Genomic DNA, 14,554 nt, shown 5'->3' on the forward strand with positions numbered 1-14,554 from the left:
GCACGGTGGTCGCTGTCACCGGTGCCGCGTCCGGAGTGGGCCGGCTCCTCGTGCAACGCCTGGCCACGCCGGAAGGTTCCACGGCCCCCCGGGAGATCGTCGCGATCGACGATCAGTTCGCCGACCTGCGCGGTGTGACATGGCGTATCGCCGACGTGTGCGACCCGGGACTGGTGTCCCGCCTCGACGGGGTCGACGTGCTCGTGCACACCGCGGACGACCGCTCCCTGGAGACCAGGCCGGCCCAGCGCCGGGCGCACAACATCCGCGCGGCCCAGACGGTCCTCACCGCCGCGGCCGCCTCGGGGGTCCCCCGTGTCATCCTCGTCACCAGCACCATGGTCTACGGCGCCGCCGCCGACAACCCCGTGCCGCTCCCGGAGAACGCCACCCGCGTCTCCGACAACAGCGACGGGCTGATGGGCGACTTCGCGGAGATCGAGGCCCTGGCCGAGCGCGCGCGCCGGGCCCACCCCAGCCTCGCGGTCACCGTGGTGAGGCCCGCCCCGCTCGTCGGCCCCGAGCTCGACACCCTGCTCAGCCGCCACTTCTCCGCCCCCCGCCTGCTCACCGTCAAGGGGCACAGGCAGCACTGGCAGTTCTGCCACGAGGACGACCTCGCCGACGCCCTGGCCTTCTGCGCCCTGCACGGCGTGGAGGGCTCCGACGGCGTCGTCGCCGTGGCGAGCGAGGGCTCCCTCACCCAGGAGGACGTGGAGGCCGTCGCCGGGATGAAGCACTTCGAGGTGCCCGCCAACCTGGCCTTCGGAGCGATACGGCGCCTCCACCAGGCCAGGATCACCCCCGCCGCGGAGGGGGAGCTCAAGTTCCTCGTCTACCCGTGCGTGGTGGACTGCGCCGCGCTGCGCGACGCGGGCTGGAAGCCCGGCCACGACAACGAGGCGGCCCTGAGGGCCCTCCTGGAGTCCAGGAGCGGCAAGCACGCCCTCGTGGGGCGCAGCCTGGGCCGCAAGGAGGTCACCATCACCGCGGCCGGGGCGGCCGGCGCCGCGGCCGCGGCCATAGGCACCGCCGCCGCCATCCGCCACCTGCGCAAACGCAAGGGCGGGTGAGGCGGGCGGTGCACGTACGGGCGCACACGTGCCCGGAACGCGCACTCCCGCCGCGACATGGGGGAACGCCCGATTGGTACGGTCGGACCGTGGAAGAGATCACTCTGGCGTCTGTACGCGACACCCCCCTGTCGGTGGACGAGGTGCTCGCCGCGGTGTCCGACCCGCGCGCGGGCGGCACCGCCGTGTTCATCGGGACCGTCCGCGACCACGACCACGGCCGTGACGTCGCGGCGCTGTCCTACACCGCGCACCCCACGGTGGAGGCCAAGCTGCGCTCCGTCATGGAGAAGGTCCTGGCGGACACGTCCGCGCCCGGCCGTCCGGTCGTGCGGATGGCCGCGACGCACCGCGTGGGCGACCTGGAGATCGGCGACCTCGCCGTGGTCGTGGCCGCCGCCGCCGAGCACCGGCAGGAGGCCTTCGCCGCCTGCCGCAGGCTCATCGACGACCTCAAGGCCCAGGTGCCCATCTGGAAGCAGCAGGCCTTCAGCGACGGCGACGGCGAGTGGGTGGGCGAGCCCCGGCCGTAGGCGGTGCTCCGCGGGCAGCCCCGGGTCCGCGGCGGTCGGCGCGGGCGCCGGGCCCGCCGGAGGCGTCCACGGAAGACGCCCCGGCGGCGCCCGGGTCCGGCCCGGACGGACCGGGGCGGGGACGAGCGCACCAGGCCCTCCGGCGGCAATAAGCTGTGCGCATGGTTCGTCGTGTCATGACCCTTGTTGTCGCTCTCGCCCTTCTCGTCGGGCTCGGAGCAGGCAGCCTCCTCCTCCCGCTGCCCTACCTGGTGGCGGCCCCGGGCCTCACCGTGAACACGGTCGGGGAGACCGAGGAGGGGCCCGTGATCGAGATCGGCGGGGCCGAGAGCTACGAGCACGAGGGCTCCCTGTCGATGGTGACCGTCCAGTACGCGGGCGGGCCCCAGCACCGGCTCAACTTCTTCGGCGTCGTGACCGCGTGGCTCTCGCCCACCGAGGCCGTCCTCCCCGAGGAGCTGCTGTTCCCGGCGGGGCGCACGCCCGAGGAGGTCAGCGAGCGCCAGACCGTGCAGATGAACGACTCCCAGACCAGCGCCACGGCCGCCGCCCTCAACGAGCTCGGCATGGAGTACGAGGCGGTCCCCGTGGTCAACGGGACCGTCGAGGGCATGCCCGCGCACGGAGAGGTCGAGGAGGGCGACGTCGTCCTCGCCGTGGACGGCACGGCCGTCCCCACCGTGAGCGGCGACGGCTCCGAGGAGGCCGTCGGCAGTTCGGCGGTCGTGGACCGGGTCGGTGACCGGGAGCCCGGAGAACCGGTCGGGCTCACCCTGGAGCGCGACGGGGAGACGGTCGACGTGGAGATCCCCACCGAGGAGGGCGAGGAGGGCGGCGCCGCGGTCGGCGTGCTCATCTCCGACCAGATGGACTTCCCCGTGGACGTGGACATCACGATCGGCGACATCGGCGGCCCCAGCGCGGGCATGATGTTCGCCCTGGGGATCATGGACCGGCTCAGCGAGGAGGGCCTCACCGGAGGCGTCGACGTCGCCGGGTCCGGAACCATCACCTCCGACGGCCGGGTCGGCGGCATCAGCGGCATCCCGCAGAAGATGGTCAGCGCCCAGCGCGCCGGCGCCGAGTACTTCTTCGTGGCCGCGGACAGCTGCTCCCAGGTCGCGCAGTCGGCCGCCTACGGCGAGCTGGACGTCGTGCGCGTCGAGACCCTCACGGACGCGGTCGACGCCCTGGAGACCATCCGCGGCGGCGGCGACGACCTCCCCCGCTGCGAGTAGGGGCCGCGGGCCGGGCGCGGCCGGAGCCGCCCCGCACCCCGGCCCTCCACGGCCGGGCGACGGACGAGAAGGCACGGGAGGCCCCCGCCGTCACGGCGGGGGCCTCCCGTGCACTCTCGCGGACCGGCCGGGGTCATTCCCCGCCCGGCTCCTCCTCCAGGTCCAGGGTCAGCGCCAGGGCGGAGGTCAGAGCCGGGATCAGGTCTGCGCCGTTGAGCACCTCGGACTCGCTGTCGTGGCTGCGCATGCGCATCGCGCAGTGCCGCGAACCGTCCCGCATCACACCCGCGACCATGCGGATCTCCTCGGTCTCCCGGCCGGACGCGCTCGGGTCCTCGCCGGCGGCCAGGGTCTCGTCCGAACCCTTCACCACCAGGCGCTCCATGACCAGGGCGCACCCCGCCACGCCCTCGGGCCAGAGGATGCGCCCCAGCGCCTCCTCCAGGGGGAGGTCGTCGGGCAGCGGCTCCTGCTCGACCGGGGTCAACTCGTCGGGATCGGCAGGGGAGCCGATCCCCAGCAGATCGGCCAGCGCCGGCTCCGCCCGCAGCAGTTCGGCGGTCGGCACCAGGGCGTACAGCCCCAGCGGCCGGTCCCAGCCCTGCTCGGCGGTGTGGCGTTCGAGGTCCATGACGGCTTCGCGAATGTTCGACACGTTTCCATAGTGACCGATGTGGGAACCCCGCGGCTCCCGTTCCCGGACAGTAGGGTCGCAACGGAGCCTCCCGGATGCGACTCCGATACAGCAACGATGCAGCCTTGTCACCCGCGTGAGGGTGATTTCGGGAACCCGGCACCCACCATTTAAGTTTTCAGTAACAAGGCGCCACACGCGCACCGAACGCACCTACCAAGCCAGAACGAGGGGGAGGCGTGAGCTTCCGATCGCCCGGCGCACCACCTGCGCGTATGCCTCGCCGATCAAGGTTGCTCGCGCCAGTCGCGGCGACCGTGGTCGTCATCATCGCGGGGCTGATGCTCGCCGCGAACTTCTGGACCGACTACAAGTGGTTCAGCTCCGTCGGCTACACCTCGGTCTTCCTGACCGAGCTGTGGACCCGTGTGCTCCTGTTCGCCGTCGCCGGCCTGGTGATGGCCGTCATCGTCGGCGCCAGCGTCTACTTCGCGTACCGCTCCCGGCCGGGCATCCGGCCGATGAGCCTGGAGCAGCAGGGCCTGGACCGCTACCGGCAGTCCATCGACCCGCACCGCAAGCTCTTCTTCTGGATCGCCGTCGGGGCCCTGGCGCTCCTGGCCGGGGTCGCCGCCAGCGGTGACTGGCGCGCGTACCTCCAGTTCACGAACAGCACCGACTTCGGTGTGAACGACCCCGAGTTCGGGATGGACGTCGCGTTCTTCGCGTTCACCTACCCGTTCCTGCGCATCCTGCTCGGCTACCTGTACGCGGCCGTCATCCTGGCGTTCATCGCCGCGGTGATCGTGCACTACCTGTACGGCGGGGTCCGGCTCCAGAACGACACCGGCCAGCGCGCCACCCCGGCCGCCCGCGTACACCTCTCGGTGCTCCTGGGGCTCTTCGTGCTGCTGCGCGCGGGCTCCTACTGGCTGGACCGCTACGGGCTGGTCTTCTCCGAGCGCGGCTACACCTTCGGCGCGTCCTACACCGACGTCAACGCCGTCAAGACCGCCCTCATGATCCTCACCGTCATCTCGGTGATCTGCGCGGTGCTGTTCTTCGCGAACATCTACTTCAAGAACACCATGGTCCCCATGGCCAGCCTCGGGCTCCTGGTGCTGTCCGCCGTCCTGGTCGGCGTCGCCTACCCCGAGATCGTCCAGCGCTTCCAGGTCAACCCCAACGAGCAGCGCCTGGAGAGCCCGTACATCGAGCGCAACATCGAGTACACGCGCGACGCGTACGACATCGCGGACGCCGAGGTCGAGGCCTACGACGCCACCACCGAGCTCAGCGCACAGGACCTGGTCGAGGAGTCCCAGGGCACCAAGGTGCGCCTGGCCGACCCCTCGGTGGTCTCCCAGACCTTCCAGCAGATGCAGCAGGTCCGCGGCTTCTACCAGTTCCCGGACGTCCTGGAGGTCGACCGCTACCCGGACGCCGAGGGCAACCTGATCGACACGATCGTGGCCGTCCGCGAGCTGGACGGCCCGCCCGACGACCAGGACAACTGGCTGAACCGGCACCTCATCTACACCCACGGCTACGGCATGGTCGCCGCCACCGGCAGCGACATCGACGCAGAGGGACGCCCGGTCTTCACCGAGTACAACATCCCGCCGCGGGGCGAGCTGAGCGAGGTCACCGGCGAGTACCAGCCGCGGATCTACTACGGCCGCGAGGGCGCCGAGTACGTCATCGTCCAGGCCGAGGAGGAGTACGACTACCCCCTCGACTCGGAGGAGGACACCGCAGACGTCCCGACCCTGGACGACGCTGTCGATCCCGAGGTCAGCCCCGCCCCCGACGAGGCCCGGGCGCCGGGCGACGCGGACGCCCAGGAGAGCCCGGAGCCCACGAACGAGGACCCGCCCGCCGAGGGCGGCGACGGGACCGAGGGCACCGAGGAGGAGGCCGACCCCAGCGGTTCGCAGGCCTACAACCGCTACGACGGCAGCGGCGGCGTCCAGCTGAGCAACTTCTTCGACCGGATCCTGTACGCGATCAAGTACCAGGAACCGAACATCCTGCTCAACAGCGCCATCACCGGCGACTCGCGCATCCTCTACGAGCGCGACCCGCTGGACCGCGTGGAGAAGGTCGCCCCCTACCTCACCGTGGACAGCCGCCCCTACCCGGCGGTCGTCGACGGCAAGGTGGTCTGGATCGTCGACGCCTACACCACCTCCGACGGCTACCCGTACGCCAACCGGATCGACTTCACCCAGGCGGTGACCGACACGTTCACGGACGGGTCGGCGCAGCAGGTCGGCGCCCTGCCGGGCAACGAGGTCAACTACATCCGGAACTCGGTGAAGGCCACCGTCGACGCCTACGACGGGACCGTCACCCTGTACGCGTGGGACGAGGAGGACCCGGTCCTCCAGACCTGGATGGACTCCTTCCCGGGCACGGTGACGAGCCGGGACGAGATGAGCGATGAGCTCATCGACCACGTCCGCTACCCGGACGACCTGTTCAAGGTGCAGCGCGAGATCATGCGCGAGTACCACGTCACGGACGCCGCGGCCTACTACGGCGGTCAGGACTTCTGGGCCGTGCCCAACGACCCGACCGGCGGTACCGAGGCCCCGGAGCCGCCCTACCGGCAGACGATCCAGTACCCGGGCGCCGAGGAGGCCAGCTTCTCGCTGACCAGCACGTTCGTGCCTCGCGGCCGTGAGAACCTGGCGGCCTTCATGGCGGTGGACAGCGATCCGCGCTCCGAGGACTACGGGCAGCTGAAGCTGCTGGAGCTGCCGCGGAGCACGGTGATCTTCGGTCCGGGACAGGTGCAGAACGCCTTCGACGCGGACGCCGACGTCCGGGAGGTCCTGCTGCCCCTGGAGCAGTCCAACGCCGAGGTGACGCGCGGCAACCTGCTCACCCTGCCGTTCGCGGGCGGCCTGCTCTACGTGGAGCCCCTCTACGTGCAGGCCGGCGGAGGCGGCAGCGCCTCCTTCCCGCTGCTCCAGCAGGTCATGGTCGGCTTCGGTGAGGAGGTCGCGATCGGCAGCAACCTGCCGGACGCGCTCAGCAACCTCTTCGAGGGCGCCGAGGGCACTCCCGAGGAGACGCCCGAGGAGGCCCCTGAGGAGAACGAGGCCGGCGGCGGTGGCGGCGGCGGTGGCGGTTCCGACCAGGAGCTCACCGACGCCCTCAACGAGGCCGTGGAGGCCTGGGAGGAGGCACAGGAGTCGAACGAGCAGGCGAACGACCGCCTGCGCGAGGCCCTGGAAGCCATCGAGGAGCAGATGAACGAGTAGGACCGGGTCCGCCCCCTTCCCGGGGGCGCACCGGCGGGGCGGGGCCTTCGGGTCCCGCCCCGTCCTCGTGCGCAAGGCCCCGCGGGACGCGGAGGACGCCGGTCGCCCGCGTCCCGGAACGCTGATTTGGGTTATCGGCCGGGGCACGCTAGTCTGTGAACACAACGACGCGGGGTGGAGCAGTTCGGTAGCTCGCTGGGCTCATAACCCAGAGGTCGCAGGTTCAAATCCTGTCCCCGCTACCAAGACCCGGACCCGGGAGAAATCCCGGGTCCGGTGCTTTTCTCGGAATTACCGTTTCGGTTGATTCCGGGGAACACGCTCGAAAGGGCGCGCTTGAGTGGCTCGACCGGGAAGAGAAGCCTGGTAGAGTGGTCACAGGCCAGACGGGAAACCGGAAGGCCACAGGGTGGGATCTCACCGGTCGTCCTCACGGAAAACCGATTTGCCACCCGGGGTCACAAGCCCTAAAATAGAGATCACGACGCGGGGTGGAGCAGTTCGGTAGCTCGCTGGGCTCATAACCCAGAGGTCGCAGGTTCAAATCCTGTCCCCGCTACCGAGGAAAACACCGGGTGGAATTCCACCCGGTGTTTTCTCGTATGTCGGCCGTCACCGTGTGCGGTGGAGCCCGGGCGGGATTCCGCCCGGGCTCCACCGCGGTCAGCGGGTACGACCCTCCACCAGCTCGACGACGCGGTCCGCCCGAGCGGCCACCTTGGGGTCGTGGGTCACCACGACCACGGCCGAGTCGCGGATCCTCGCCTGCTCCAGCAGCTGGTCCATGATCATGGTGCTGCTGGCGGCGTCCAGGGCGCCCGTGGGCTCGTCTGCGAGGACCAGCCCGGGGTCGCGGCTCAGCGCGCGCGCCAGGGCCACACGCTGCTGCTCGCCGCCGGACAGCTGGTGCGGCTCGGAGTTCAGCCGGTGCCCCAGGCCCACGGACTCCAGGAGCTCGCGTGCACGGGCGCGGCGGCGCAGCAGGGGGACCCCGGCGATCACCAGGGGCACCGCCACGTTCGCCAGGGCGGTGCGCCGCTCCAGCAGGTGGAACTGCTGGAAGACGAAGCCGATGCCCTCGCCCCGGAGCCAGGACCTGCGGCCCTCGCCGAGCGCGGTGGTGTCCACGCCGTCGAACGTGTAGGAGCCGCCGCTGGGCTTGTCGAGGAGCCCCAGGATGTTCAGCAGGGTGGACTTGCCCGAGCCGGACTGCCCGACGATCGCGACGACCTCCCCCCGCCGCACCTGGAACGTGCAGTCGTGCAGGACGTCGATGCGGTCCCCCGACACGGTGAAGTGCCGGGTCACCCCCTCCACGCTCAGCAGAGGGGCGGAGTCCGGCGGGGCCGATCCGGCCTCCGGGGCCGGTACGTGGACCGACATCTAGCCCTCCTCGCCCATCAGGTCCTCCTCGGCGTCCCCGGCGCCGGGGACGTCGAACCGGGGGTCGAGGGGCACCGGGTCCATGATCATGTCCCCGACGCCCAGCCCCTCGGTGACCTCGACGAGGGAGCCGTCGGACATACCGAGCCGGACCTCGCGGACCTCCTCGGAGCCGTCGCCGGCGACCACCACGACCTCGCCCTCCTCCGAGGTGCCGCGCACGGATGTCACGGGCACGACCAGCACGTTCTCCGCCTCGCCGGTGGTGACGGACAGCTGGCCCTGCACCCCGTCGAACACCTGGAGGTCGGAGGGGACACGGCAGGTGAGCCGGCTGCCGCCGCCACCGCCGGCCCCCTCATCGCCGGTCTCGCCGGCGTCCTCGCCGCCACCTCCACCGCCGCCGTCCGCGCCGAGGGACAGGAACTCGCAGACGTCGGCCGGCGGGCCCTTGTCGATCTTGAGCATGATGTCCTCGGGGTCCTCGTAGAACCTGTAGAGGTCGTTGGCGGGGATCGACGCGACCGCGCGGAACCGGTCGGGGGCGACCTCGGCGACCGCGGCCCCGGGCTCCAGCACGTCGCCGACGAGGACGTCGTCCAGCCCGGACACCGTGCCGCTGGTCGGCGCGTACAGGGTGGTCTCCGTGGCCGCCGGGGCGTCGGCGGCCCCCTCGCCGTCCTCGGGCGCCGCCTCGGCCTGCACCCTCACGTTGACGATCGGCGCGCCCTCCTCGACCTCGGCGCCGTCCGCCACCCACAGGTGGGTGACGGTCCCGCCGCCGCGCGCCTTCACCGCCTCACCGGGCTCGGCCTCGACGACGGCGTCCAGCACCATCACGGAGCTGATCTCGCCCATCACGACCTCGACCGGCGCCCCGCCGACGTCCATGGCGCTCGGGTCCATGAGCATCTCGTCGGAGGGGTCTCCCAGGCGGCCCAACAGGAAATAGCCGGTGCCGGCCAGCCCTCCGAGGACGACCAGCACCGCACCGATGACGATCCACTTCTTCACGTGTGTCTCCTATTCCCGGAGTCCGGCGACGACGGACGCGCCGAGCGCCCGCATCGCGGGGATGATCCCGGCCAGCAACCCGACCAGCGCGGCGCTGCCCAGTCCGACGAGTACCCCGGCCGGGGGGATGTTCAGCGGGATGTCGTCCGGCAGCTGGACGAAGGAGCCCAGGACCGCCCCGCCGACCGACAGCACCGCCCAGCACCCGGCGATGGCGATGATCCCGGCGACCAGCGACACGACGACCGACTCCATGACCACGGCCACGAACAGGGTGAACCGGCTCGCGCCCAGTGCCCGGTAGGTGGCCAGCTCGCGGCGGCGCTCGCGCACGGTGACCAGGCCGACGTTGAGCACGCCGAGCAGGCCGGTGGTGAGGGTGATGGCGGCGATGCCCATGAGGGCCAGCGACAGGTAGGTGATGGCCTCGTTCGTCATCTCCGCGTAGTCCGAGCGGTAGGACGAGAGCGACTCGCGGTTCTCGACGCCCCAGCGCCACGACGCCGACCCGAGCCGCTCGGTGAAGATCTCCCCCCAGGGGTCGTCCGCGGCGGGGTCCTCCGGGTCGATGCGCACCTGGTACGTGGTGGGGACGCCCATCGCGTACATCGCCTCGGCCTCCGACTCCTCCTCCTCATCGGAGGAGCCGGAGCCGAAGATCAGTTCCTCGGACGCGGGGGAGCGCAGGATGTACGCGCTGTACCAGCCGGAGTCGAGCGCGGAGCTCTCCAGGACGCCGATGACGCGCACGTCCATCCAGTGGTCGGTGCCGACCTGGACCTGGGCGAGGTCGCCGATCGCGGCGGCCAGCTCCTCGTTGACGATCATCACGGGGGCGAGGGAGCCGGTGTCGGCGTCGGTGAACCAGCGGCCCTCCAGCATGTTCATCCGCCGGATGTCGCCCAGGGACGGGTCGACCCCCGTGAAGCTCGCCTCGGTGACCACCGTGTCGCCCGAGCGGATCGAGGGCGGTTCCATGGGGGACTGGTAGAGCGAGACGTCCCGACCGCCCGCGCGGACGAGGTCCTCCTCGAAGGCCGCGCGGTCGGTGATGGTCTCCTCGAACACGCTGACCTCGAGGGTCGCCGGCCGGCCGGCGTTGGCCTCGCTGTAGGCGGTGGCGAACCGCTGGCCGAAGTCGCTGGCGCTGACCACGAGGACCAGAGCGCCCACGCCGACGACGATGCCCGTGCAGGAGAGGATGGTCCTGGCCACGTTGGCCCGAGAACCGGCGAAGGCCAGCACGATCCCGGCCATGAGGGAACGCAGCATTCGGCCCCTTCCGTGGTGTCTGTGGGCCGGCGCCGCGACGGCGGCACCGGGATGCCCGCGTTCAGCGGGGTTTCATCAGAGCCATCGCAGGGAAGGGCGGGTTCGGTTCACCCCGAACGGCGGTAATTTCGGATTGTTGCGGTTTTTCGTTCGGTATGACCGGAACCGCGGCCTCAGAACGCGGCCCCGGGGTCAGTCCACCTCGAAGCCGTCGCAGGTGAGCGGTGTCCCCGACTCCGTGTCGGACCAGACCACGGTGTGGACGCCGCTCTCGGCCCTCGCGCCGAAGTCGTCGGGGTAGCGGAGGCGGCTCCACTCCCCGGGCACGGCCTCAGCCCCGGCCGTGGAGGACTCGCCGCCCGGCCCGATCACGGAGGCGGTCAGGGAGGAGGCCCCCGCGTCCGCGGGCACCAGGACGCCCAGCTCGACCGCCTCCCCGCGGTCCGCCGGGGAGCGGGGCGCCTCGGTCCGCCAGGAGCCCGCGTCCGGGGCGTCCACCGCGGGGGCGCACATGTACGTCGTCGGGTCGAAGGACGTGTCGGGCACGCCCAGGCCGCCCACGCCGTCCCGGGCCGAGGTGCGCACGGCGTCGGCGATCATCTCGTTGAGCTCCTCGGGGCTGTACCCGTGGCCGCCGCCGCAGGCGGTGACCAGCAGGACGGCGGCCCCGCACAGGGCCGTCCCGAGGGTTTTCATGGTCAGCACACGACGCACGTTACTACGGAACGTGTTCGAGTGAGTGCATTATGTGATTGTGGTGGGCGGTGCGGGGAGGGGGCTCAGCTCCGGCGCAGCGGTGTGGGTCCGCCGTTCAGCCAGGTCAGCACCTGGTCGTGGATCGCACCGTTGGTGCACACCAGGGGACCGCCGTCCTCGAAGCCCTCACCCCGCAGGTCGGTGGCCCGGCCGCCCGCCTCCTCCAGGATGATCGGCAGCGGGGCCGCGTCCCACAGCGAGAGCTCCGGCTCGGCGGAGATGTCCACGACGCCCTCGGCGACCATCACGTGCGACCAGAAGTCGCCGTAGGCGCGGGTGCGCCACACCGAGCGGGTCAGTCCGAGGAACGATTCGAGCCGGCCCTGCTCCTCCCAGCCGGTCAGCGACGAGAAGCTCAGGGAGGCGTCCGCCAGGTCCGGCACCTTCGACACGTGGCAGCGCGTCGCCTTGGACAGGCTGCGGCCCTGCCACGTTCCGGCGCCCTTGGACGCCCACCAGCGGCGGTACAGCGCGGGCGCGGACACCACGCCCACCACCGGCCGGTCGCCCTCCAGGAGGGCGATCATGGTCGCCCACACGGGGACCCCGCGCACGTAGTTCTTGGTGCCGTCGATGGGGTCGATGACCCACACCCGGTTGCTGTTGCCCGTGCGGCCGTACTCCTCACCGACCACGGCGTCCCGGGGCCGGGCGCGCGAGAGGACGCCGCGGAGGGTCTCCTCCACCATCCGGTCGGCCTCGGTGACCGGGGTGAGGTCGGGTTTGGTGTCGACGACGAGGTCGAGCGCTCGGAAGCGCTTGAGCGCGAGGTCGTCGGCAGCATCGGCGAGCACGTGGGCCAGCCGCAGATCATCGTCAAAGGACGCCATGGCCGGTAACGCTACCCTCCCCGGCACGAACATGGCCAAAGCGGCACACGCGCGTGATCAGAGTGTTAGCGGAGCCCCGCGGGGGCGAAACCCGGCGTTCCGGCCGCCGCCGTGCCCTCCGGGGACGGGCGCGCACCGCCGCGGGTGGGAGGATGGGGGGATGGACACGGTGAGCGGACGGACGCGGGCCGAGGGAGCCCCGGCGCGGGAGCGGCTGATGGACGCCGCCTGCGCCGAGGTCGTCTCCGGCGGCTGGGCCGAGCGCCGCATGGCGGACATCGCCACGTCGGCCGGGGTGTCCCGGCAGACCCTGTACAACGTGTTCGGCAGCAAGGAGGGCCTGCTCCAGGCCATCGTGGTACGTGAGGTCAACGCACTGCTGGATCGCGTGGTGCTCCTGCTGGACGCCGAGGACGGGGACCCCGCCCACGTGGTCAGCCGGGCCACCCGGCTGGTGCTGGGGGCGGCCCGGGACAGCCCCCTGCTGCACGCCGTCGTGACCGGGGACCGCGACCTCCTGCCGGTGCTCACCACCCGCTCGGCCCCGCTGCTGGACATCCTGGGGGAGCGGATCGCCGCCATGCTGAACGGGCGGCTCCCGGACCTGGACCCGTCCGTGGCCGACGCGGTCGCCGACGTCAACGTGCGGCTCACCGTCTCCTACGCCCTCCAGCCGATCGACCCCGACGAGGCGGCGCGCCGGGTCGAGACGGTGGTGCACGGAATGCTGCTGGTCGGCCGCTGAGAGGAGCCCGTGGCGTGCTGGACGGACCCCTGCCGGAGCACGAGCGCCTGGAGGTGCTGCGCTCCTGCATGAAGGACGGGCGGATCACCGCGATCCCCGTCCGCCGCTCCGCCCGGCTGGTCCTGCTCGACCGGGTCGCGCGCGCCTTCGAGCCGGGGGTCCGCTACAGCGGGGACGAGGTCAACACGGTCCTGCGCGGCTTCAGCGCCGACGTGTCCGCCCTCCGGAGGGGGCTGGTCGACGAGGGGTTCATGGAGTGCGGCCGCACCCGGTACCGGCGGTGCGGCGGCACGGTCGACCTCTGACCGCGCGGCCGGGCGCCCCGGCACCCGGCCGCGCGGTCACGGGACGGGGTCCTCAGCGGCGGGGCACCGCGAGGAGGTCGATGACCCCGGTTCCGTCCTCCTCCCGGTGGCCGTCGGCCAGCCGCCGCGCCATGAGGTCCGTGTACGGGGTCAGGAGCTCGGTGCTCACCCCCTGCTCCTCCGCGGTGCGCAGCAGGGTCGCGTTGCCCTCCACCTGCATGGCGAGGTTGGAGACCACGCCCTCGGTGTAGTCGCCGCTCTCCAGGTGCCCGGCCATGGCGGGGACGCCCGCGTGGGCCATCGAGGCGAGCCAGTCGGAGAGGAGCACCGCGAACTCCCGCAGGGACACGTCCTCGTGGCGCACCAGGGCGAAGGCGTGCGCGGCCCCGGCGAACATGCCGTTCATCGCGCTGAGCAGGGCCGCGTCCTGGAGGGAGGCCAGACCGGCGTCCTCCCCCGCGTGGCGGGCGCCGACGGGCACCTCCAGGGCCGCCCGGTGTTCCTCGAACACCCCGGCCGGGCCGCTGTAGAACACGTAGCCGCCCGCCTCGGGGACGCCCACCATGGGCGGTATCGCCATGATGCCGCCGCTCAGGAACCGGGCTCCGCGCTCCCGGGCCCACTCCGCGCGGGCGCGGGCCTGGGCGGGTGTCCCCGTCGTGACGTCCACCAGGTCCTTGCCGGAGAGGTCGGCGCCCTCCAGGGCCTCGCCCACGGAGGCGTCGTCGAGAAGGCAGGTCACCACGAGGCGGGCGGAGGCGGCCGCCTCCGCGGCGGTGGCGGCGACCTCGGCCCCCTCGGCGGCGAGGGGCTCGGCGCGGGACGGCGTGCGGTTCCACACGGTGAGCGGGTACCCGGCGGCGAGCCAGGCACGGGCGAAGGCGGTGCCCATGGCTCCGAGACCGAGCAGGGCGATACGTGGTTCGGTGGTGGTCGCGGAGGTTCCCGCGGTGGTCTTCGTCATGTCGACTAGGCTCGTCCACGGCGTGGGGACCGACAAGTACGCACTGTGAAGTGGGTGCTCACCCCGGGGTAAGCGTGCAGGCGGAAGGGGTGCGGGGATGGTCACCAGACGAGGGGCGGAGGCCTACCACTGCGGTATCGACGCGGCGATGGACGTGATCGGCGGCAAGTGGAAGGTGCTCATCCTCTGGGCCCTGGAGGAGCGGGCCCACCGCTTCGGGGAGCTGCGCCGCGCGCTCGACGGCGTCACCGAGAAGGTTCTCGCCTCCCACCTGAGGGAGCTGGAGGACGACGGCATCGTGCACCGCGAGGACTTCGGCGAGGTGCCGCCCCGGGTCGAGTACTCCCTGACCCCGCTCGGCCGCTCCCTGAACGACGCGCTCGCCCCGCTGGGCGACTGGGGGCGCGCCAACATCAAGGGCGTTCCGCCTGAACCAGGGGAGGGGGCCCGGGGTCGGGACCCCCGCCGACTGGTCGGCGGCTGACCGGACCCCGGAGGGGGCGGCCGCCGCGGGGGCCGGAACGCGGGGAACCGCCGC

General features: G+C 71.9%; 14 protein-coding genes and 2 tRNA genes. 9 read left to right on the forward strand and 7 right to left on the reverse strand.

Going from position 1 to position 14,554, the window contains the following annotated elements:
• The first annotated feature begins 5 nt into the window (after positions 1 to 5).
• The 3 genes from OUQ99_RS05075 to OUQ99_RS05085 all read left to right on the forward strand — a co-directional run bounded on the left by OUQ99_RS05075 (position 6) and on the right by OUQ99_RS05085 (position 2,844).
• Positions 6 to 1,073: an NAD-dependent epimerase/dehydratase family protein gene (locus OUQ99_RS05075; RefSeq protein ID WP_267948264.1), complete on the forward strand. Its 1,068-nt coding sequence runs from the start codon at positions 6 to 8 to the stop codon at positions 1,071 to 1,073.
• Between the two features lie 89 nt (positions 1,074 to 1,162).
• Positions 1,163 to 1,606 (forward strand): molybdenum cofactor biosynthesis protein MoaE, encoded by a 444-nt coding sequence (locus OUQ99_RS05080; protein WP_267948265.1) that lies wholly within the window; start codon positions 1,163 to 1,165, stop codon positions 1,604 to 1,606.
• 176 nt (positions 1,607 to 1,782) lie between these two features.
• The gene (locus tag OUQ99_RS05085; RefSeq protein WP_267950260.1) at positions 1,783 to 2,844 is read left to right on the forward strand and encodes a YlbL family protein; all 1,062 of its coding nucleotides are present in this window, start codon (positions 1,783 to 1,785) and stop codon (positions 2,842 to 2,844) included.
• 133 nt (positions 2,845 to 2,977) lie between these two features.
• Here the strand turns inward: OUQ99_RS05085 and OUQ99_RS05090 are convergent, their stop codons facing one another.
• Entirely contained in the window at positions 2,978 to 3,499 is a 522-nt protein-coding gene (locus OUQ99_RS05090) for a PPA1309 family protein (RefSeq protein ID WP_267948266.1), read from the reverse strand.
• A 296-nt stretch (positions 3,500 to 3,795) separates the two neighbouring features.
• Between OUQ99_RS05090 and OUQ99_RS05095 the strand changes: the two genes are divergently transcribed.
• The 3 genes from OUQ99_RS05095 to OUQ99_RS05105 all read left to right on the forward strand — a co-directional run bounded on the left by OUQ99_RS05095 (position 3,796) and on the right by OUQ99_RS05105 (position 7,306).
• On the forward strand, positions 3,796 to 6,747 hold the full coding sequence (locus tag OUQ99_RS05095; protein ID WP_431061516.1) for a UPF0182 family protein: 2,952 nt from the start codon (positions 3,796 to 3,798) through the stop codon (positions 6,745 to 6,747).
• A gap of 168 nt (positions 6,748 to 6,915) precedes the next feature.
• A tRNA-Met gene (locus OUQ99_RS05100) sits at positions 6,916 to 6,992 on the forward strand.
• A gap of 240 nt (positions 6,993 to 7,232) precedes the next feature.
• A tRNA-Met gene (locus OUQ99_RS05105) sits at positions 7,233 to 7,306 on the forward strand.
• 104 nt (positions 7,307 to 7,410) lie between these two features.
• On the opposite strand, the gene OUQ99_RS05110 is transcribed toward OUQ99_RS05105, so the two are convergent.
• The 5 genes from OUQ99_RS05110 to hisN all read right to left on the reverse strand — a co-directional run bounded on the left by OUQ99_RS05110 (position 7,411) and on the right by hisN (position 12,002).
• The gene (locus tag OUQ99_RS05110; protein WP_267948268.1) at positions 7,411 to 8,130 is read right to left on the reverse strand and encodes an ABC transporter ATP-binding protein; all 720 of its coding nucleotides are present in this window, start codon (positions 8,128 to 8,130) and stop codon (positions 7,411 to 7,413) included.
• Entirely contained in the window at positions 8,131 to 9,144 is a 1,014-nt protein-coding gene (locus OUQ99_RS05115) for an HlyD family efflux transporter periplasmic adaptor subunit (RefSeq protein WP_267948269.1), read from the reverse strand.
• 9 nt (positions 9,145 to 9,153) lie between these two features.
• Entirely contained in the window at positions 9,154 to 10,416 is a 1,263-nt protein-coding gene (locus tag OUQ99_RS05120; protein ID WP_267948270.1) for an ABC transporter permease, read from the reverse strand.
• Between the two features lie 192 nt (positions 10,417 to 10,608).
• Positions 10,609 to 11,112: a hypothetical protein gene (locus OUQ99_RS05125; protein ID WP_267950261.1), complete on the reverse strand. Its 504-nt coding sequence runs from the start codon at positions 11,110 to 11,112 to the stop codon at positions 10,609 to 10,611.
• 83 nt (positions 11,113 to 11,195) lie between these two features.
• Positions 11,196 to 12,002, reverse strand: coding sequence for a histidinol-phosphatase (hisN, locus tag OUQ99_RS05130; protein WP_267948271.1), 807 nt, complete (start codon positions 12,000 to 12,002; stop codon positions 11,196 to 11,198).
• Between the two features lie 160 nt (positions 12,003 to 12,162).
• Between hisN and OUQ99_RS05135 the strand changes: the two genes are divergently transcribed.
• The gene (locus tag OUQ99_RS05135) at positions 12,163 to 12,747 is read left to right on the forward strand and encodes a TetR family transcriptional regulator (RefSeq protein ID WP_267948272.1); all 585 of its coding nucleotides are present in this window, start codon (positions 12,163 to 12,165) and stop codon (positions 12,745 to 12,747) included.
• 14 nt (positions 12,748 to 12,761) lie between these two features.
• Positions 12,762 to 13,052, forward strand: coding sequence for a DUF2087 domain-containing protein (locus OUQ99_RS05140; protein ID WP_267948273.1), 291 nt, complete (start codon positions 12,762 to 12,764; stop codon positions 13,050 to 13,052).
• 52 nt (positions 13,053 to 13,104) lie between these two features.
• Here the strand turns inward: OUQ99_RS05140 and OUQ99_RS05145 are convergent, their stop codons facing one another.
• The gene (locus tag OUQ99_RS05145; RefSeq protein ID WP_267948274.1) at positions 13,105 to 14,016 is read right to left on the reverse strand and encodes an NAD(P)-dependent oxidoreductase; all 912 of its coding nucleotides are present in this window, start codon (positions 14,014 to 14,016) and stop codon (positions 13,105 to 13,107) included.
• A gap of 97 nt (positions 14,017 to 14,113) precedes the next feature.
• On the opposite strand from OUQ99_RS05145, the gene OUQ99_RS05150 reads away from it, so the two are divergent.
• Entirely contained in the window at positions 14,114 to 14,500 is a 387-nt protein-coding gene (locus OUQ99_RS05150; RefSeq protein ID WP_267948275.1) for a winged helix-turn-helix transcriptional regulator, read from the forward strand.
• Positions 14,501 to 14,554 lie beyond the last annotated feature (54 nt).

Source organism: Streptomonospora nanhaiensis, from assembly GCF_026642255.1.
GTDB lineage: Bacteria > Actinomycetota > Actinomycetes > Streptosporangiales > Streptosporangiaceae > Nocardiopsis > Nocardiopsis tropica.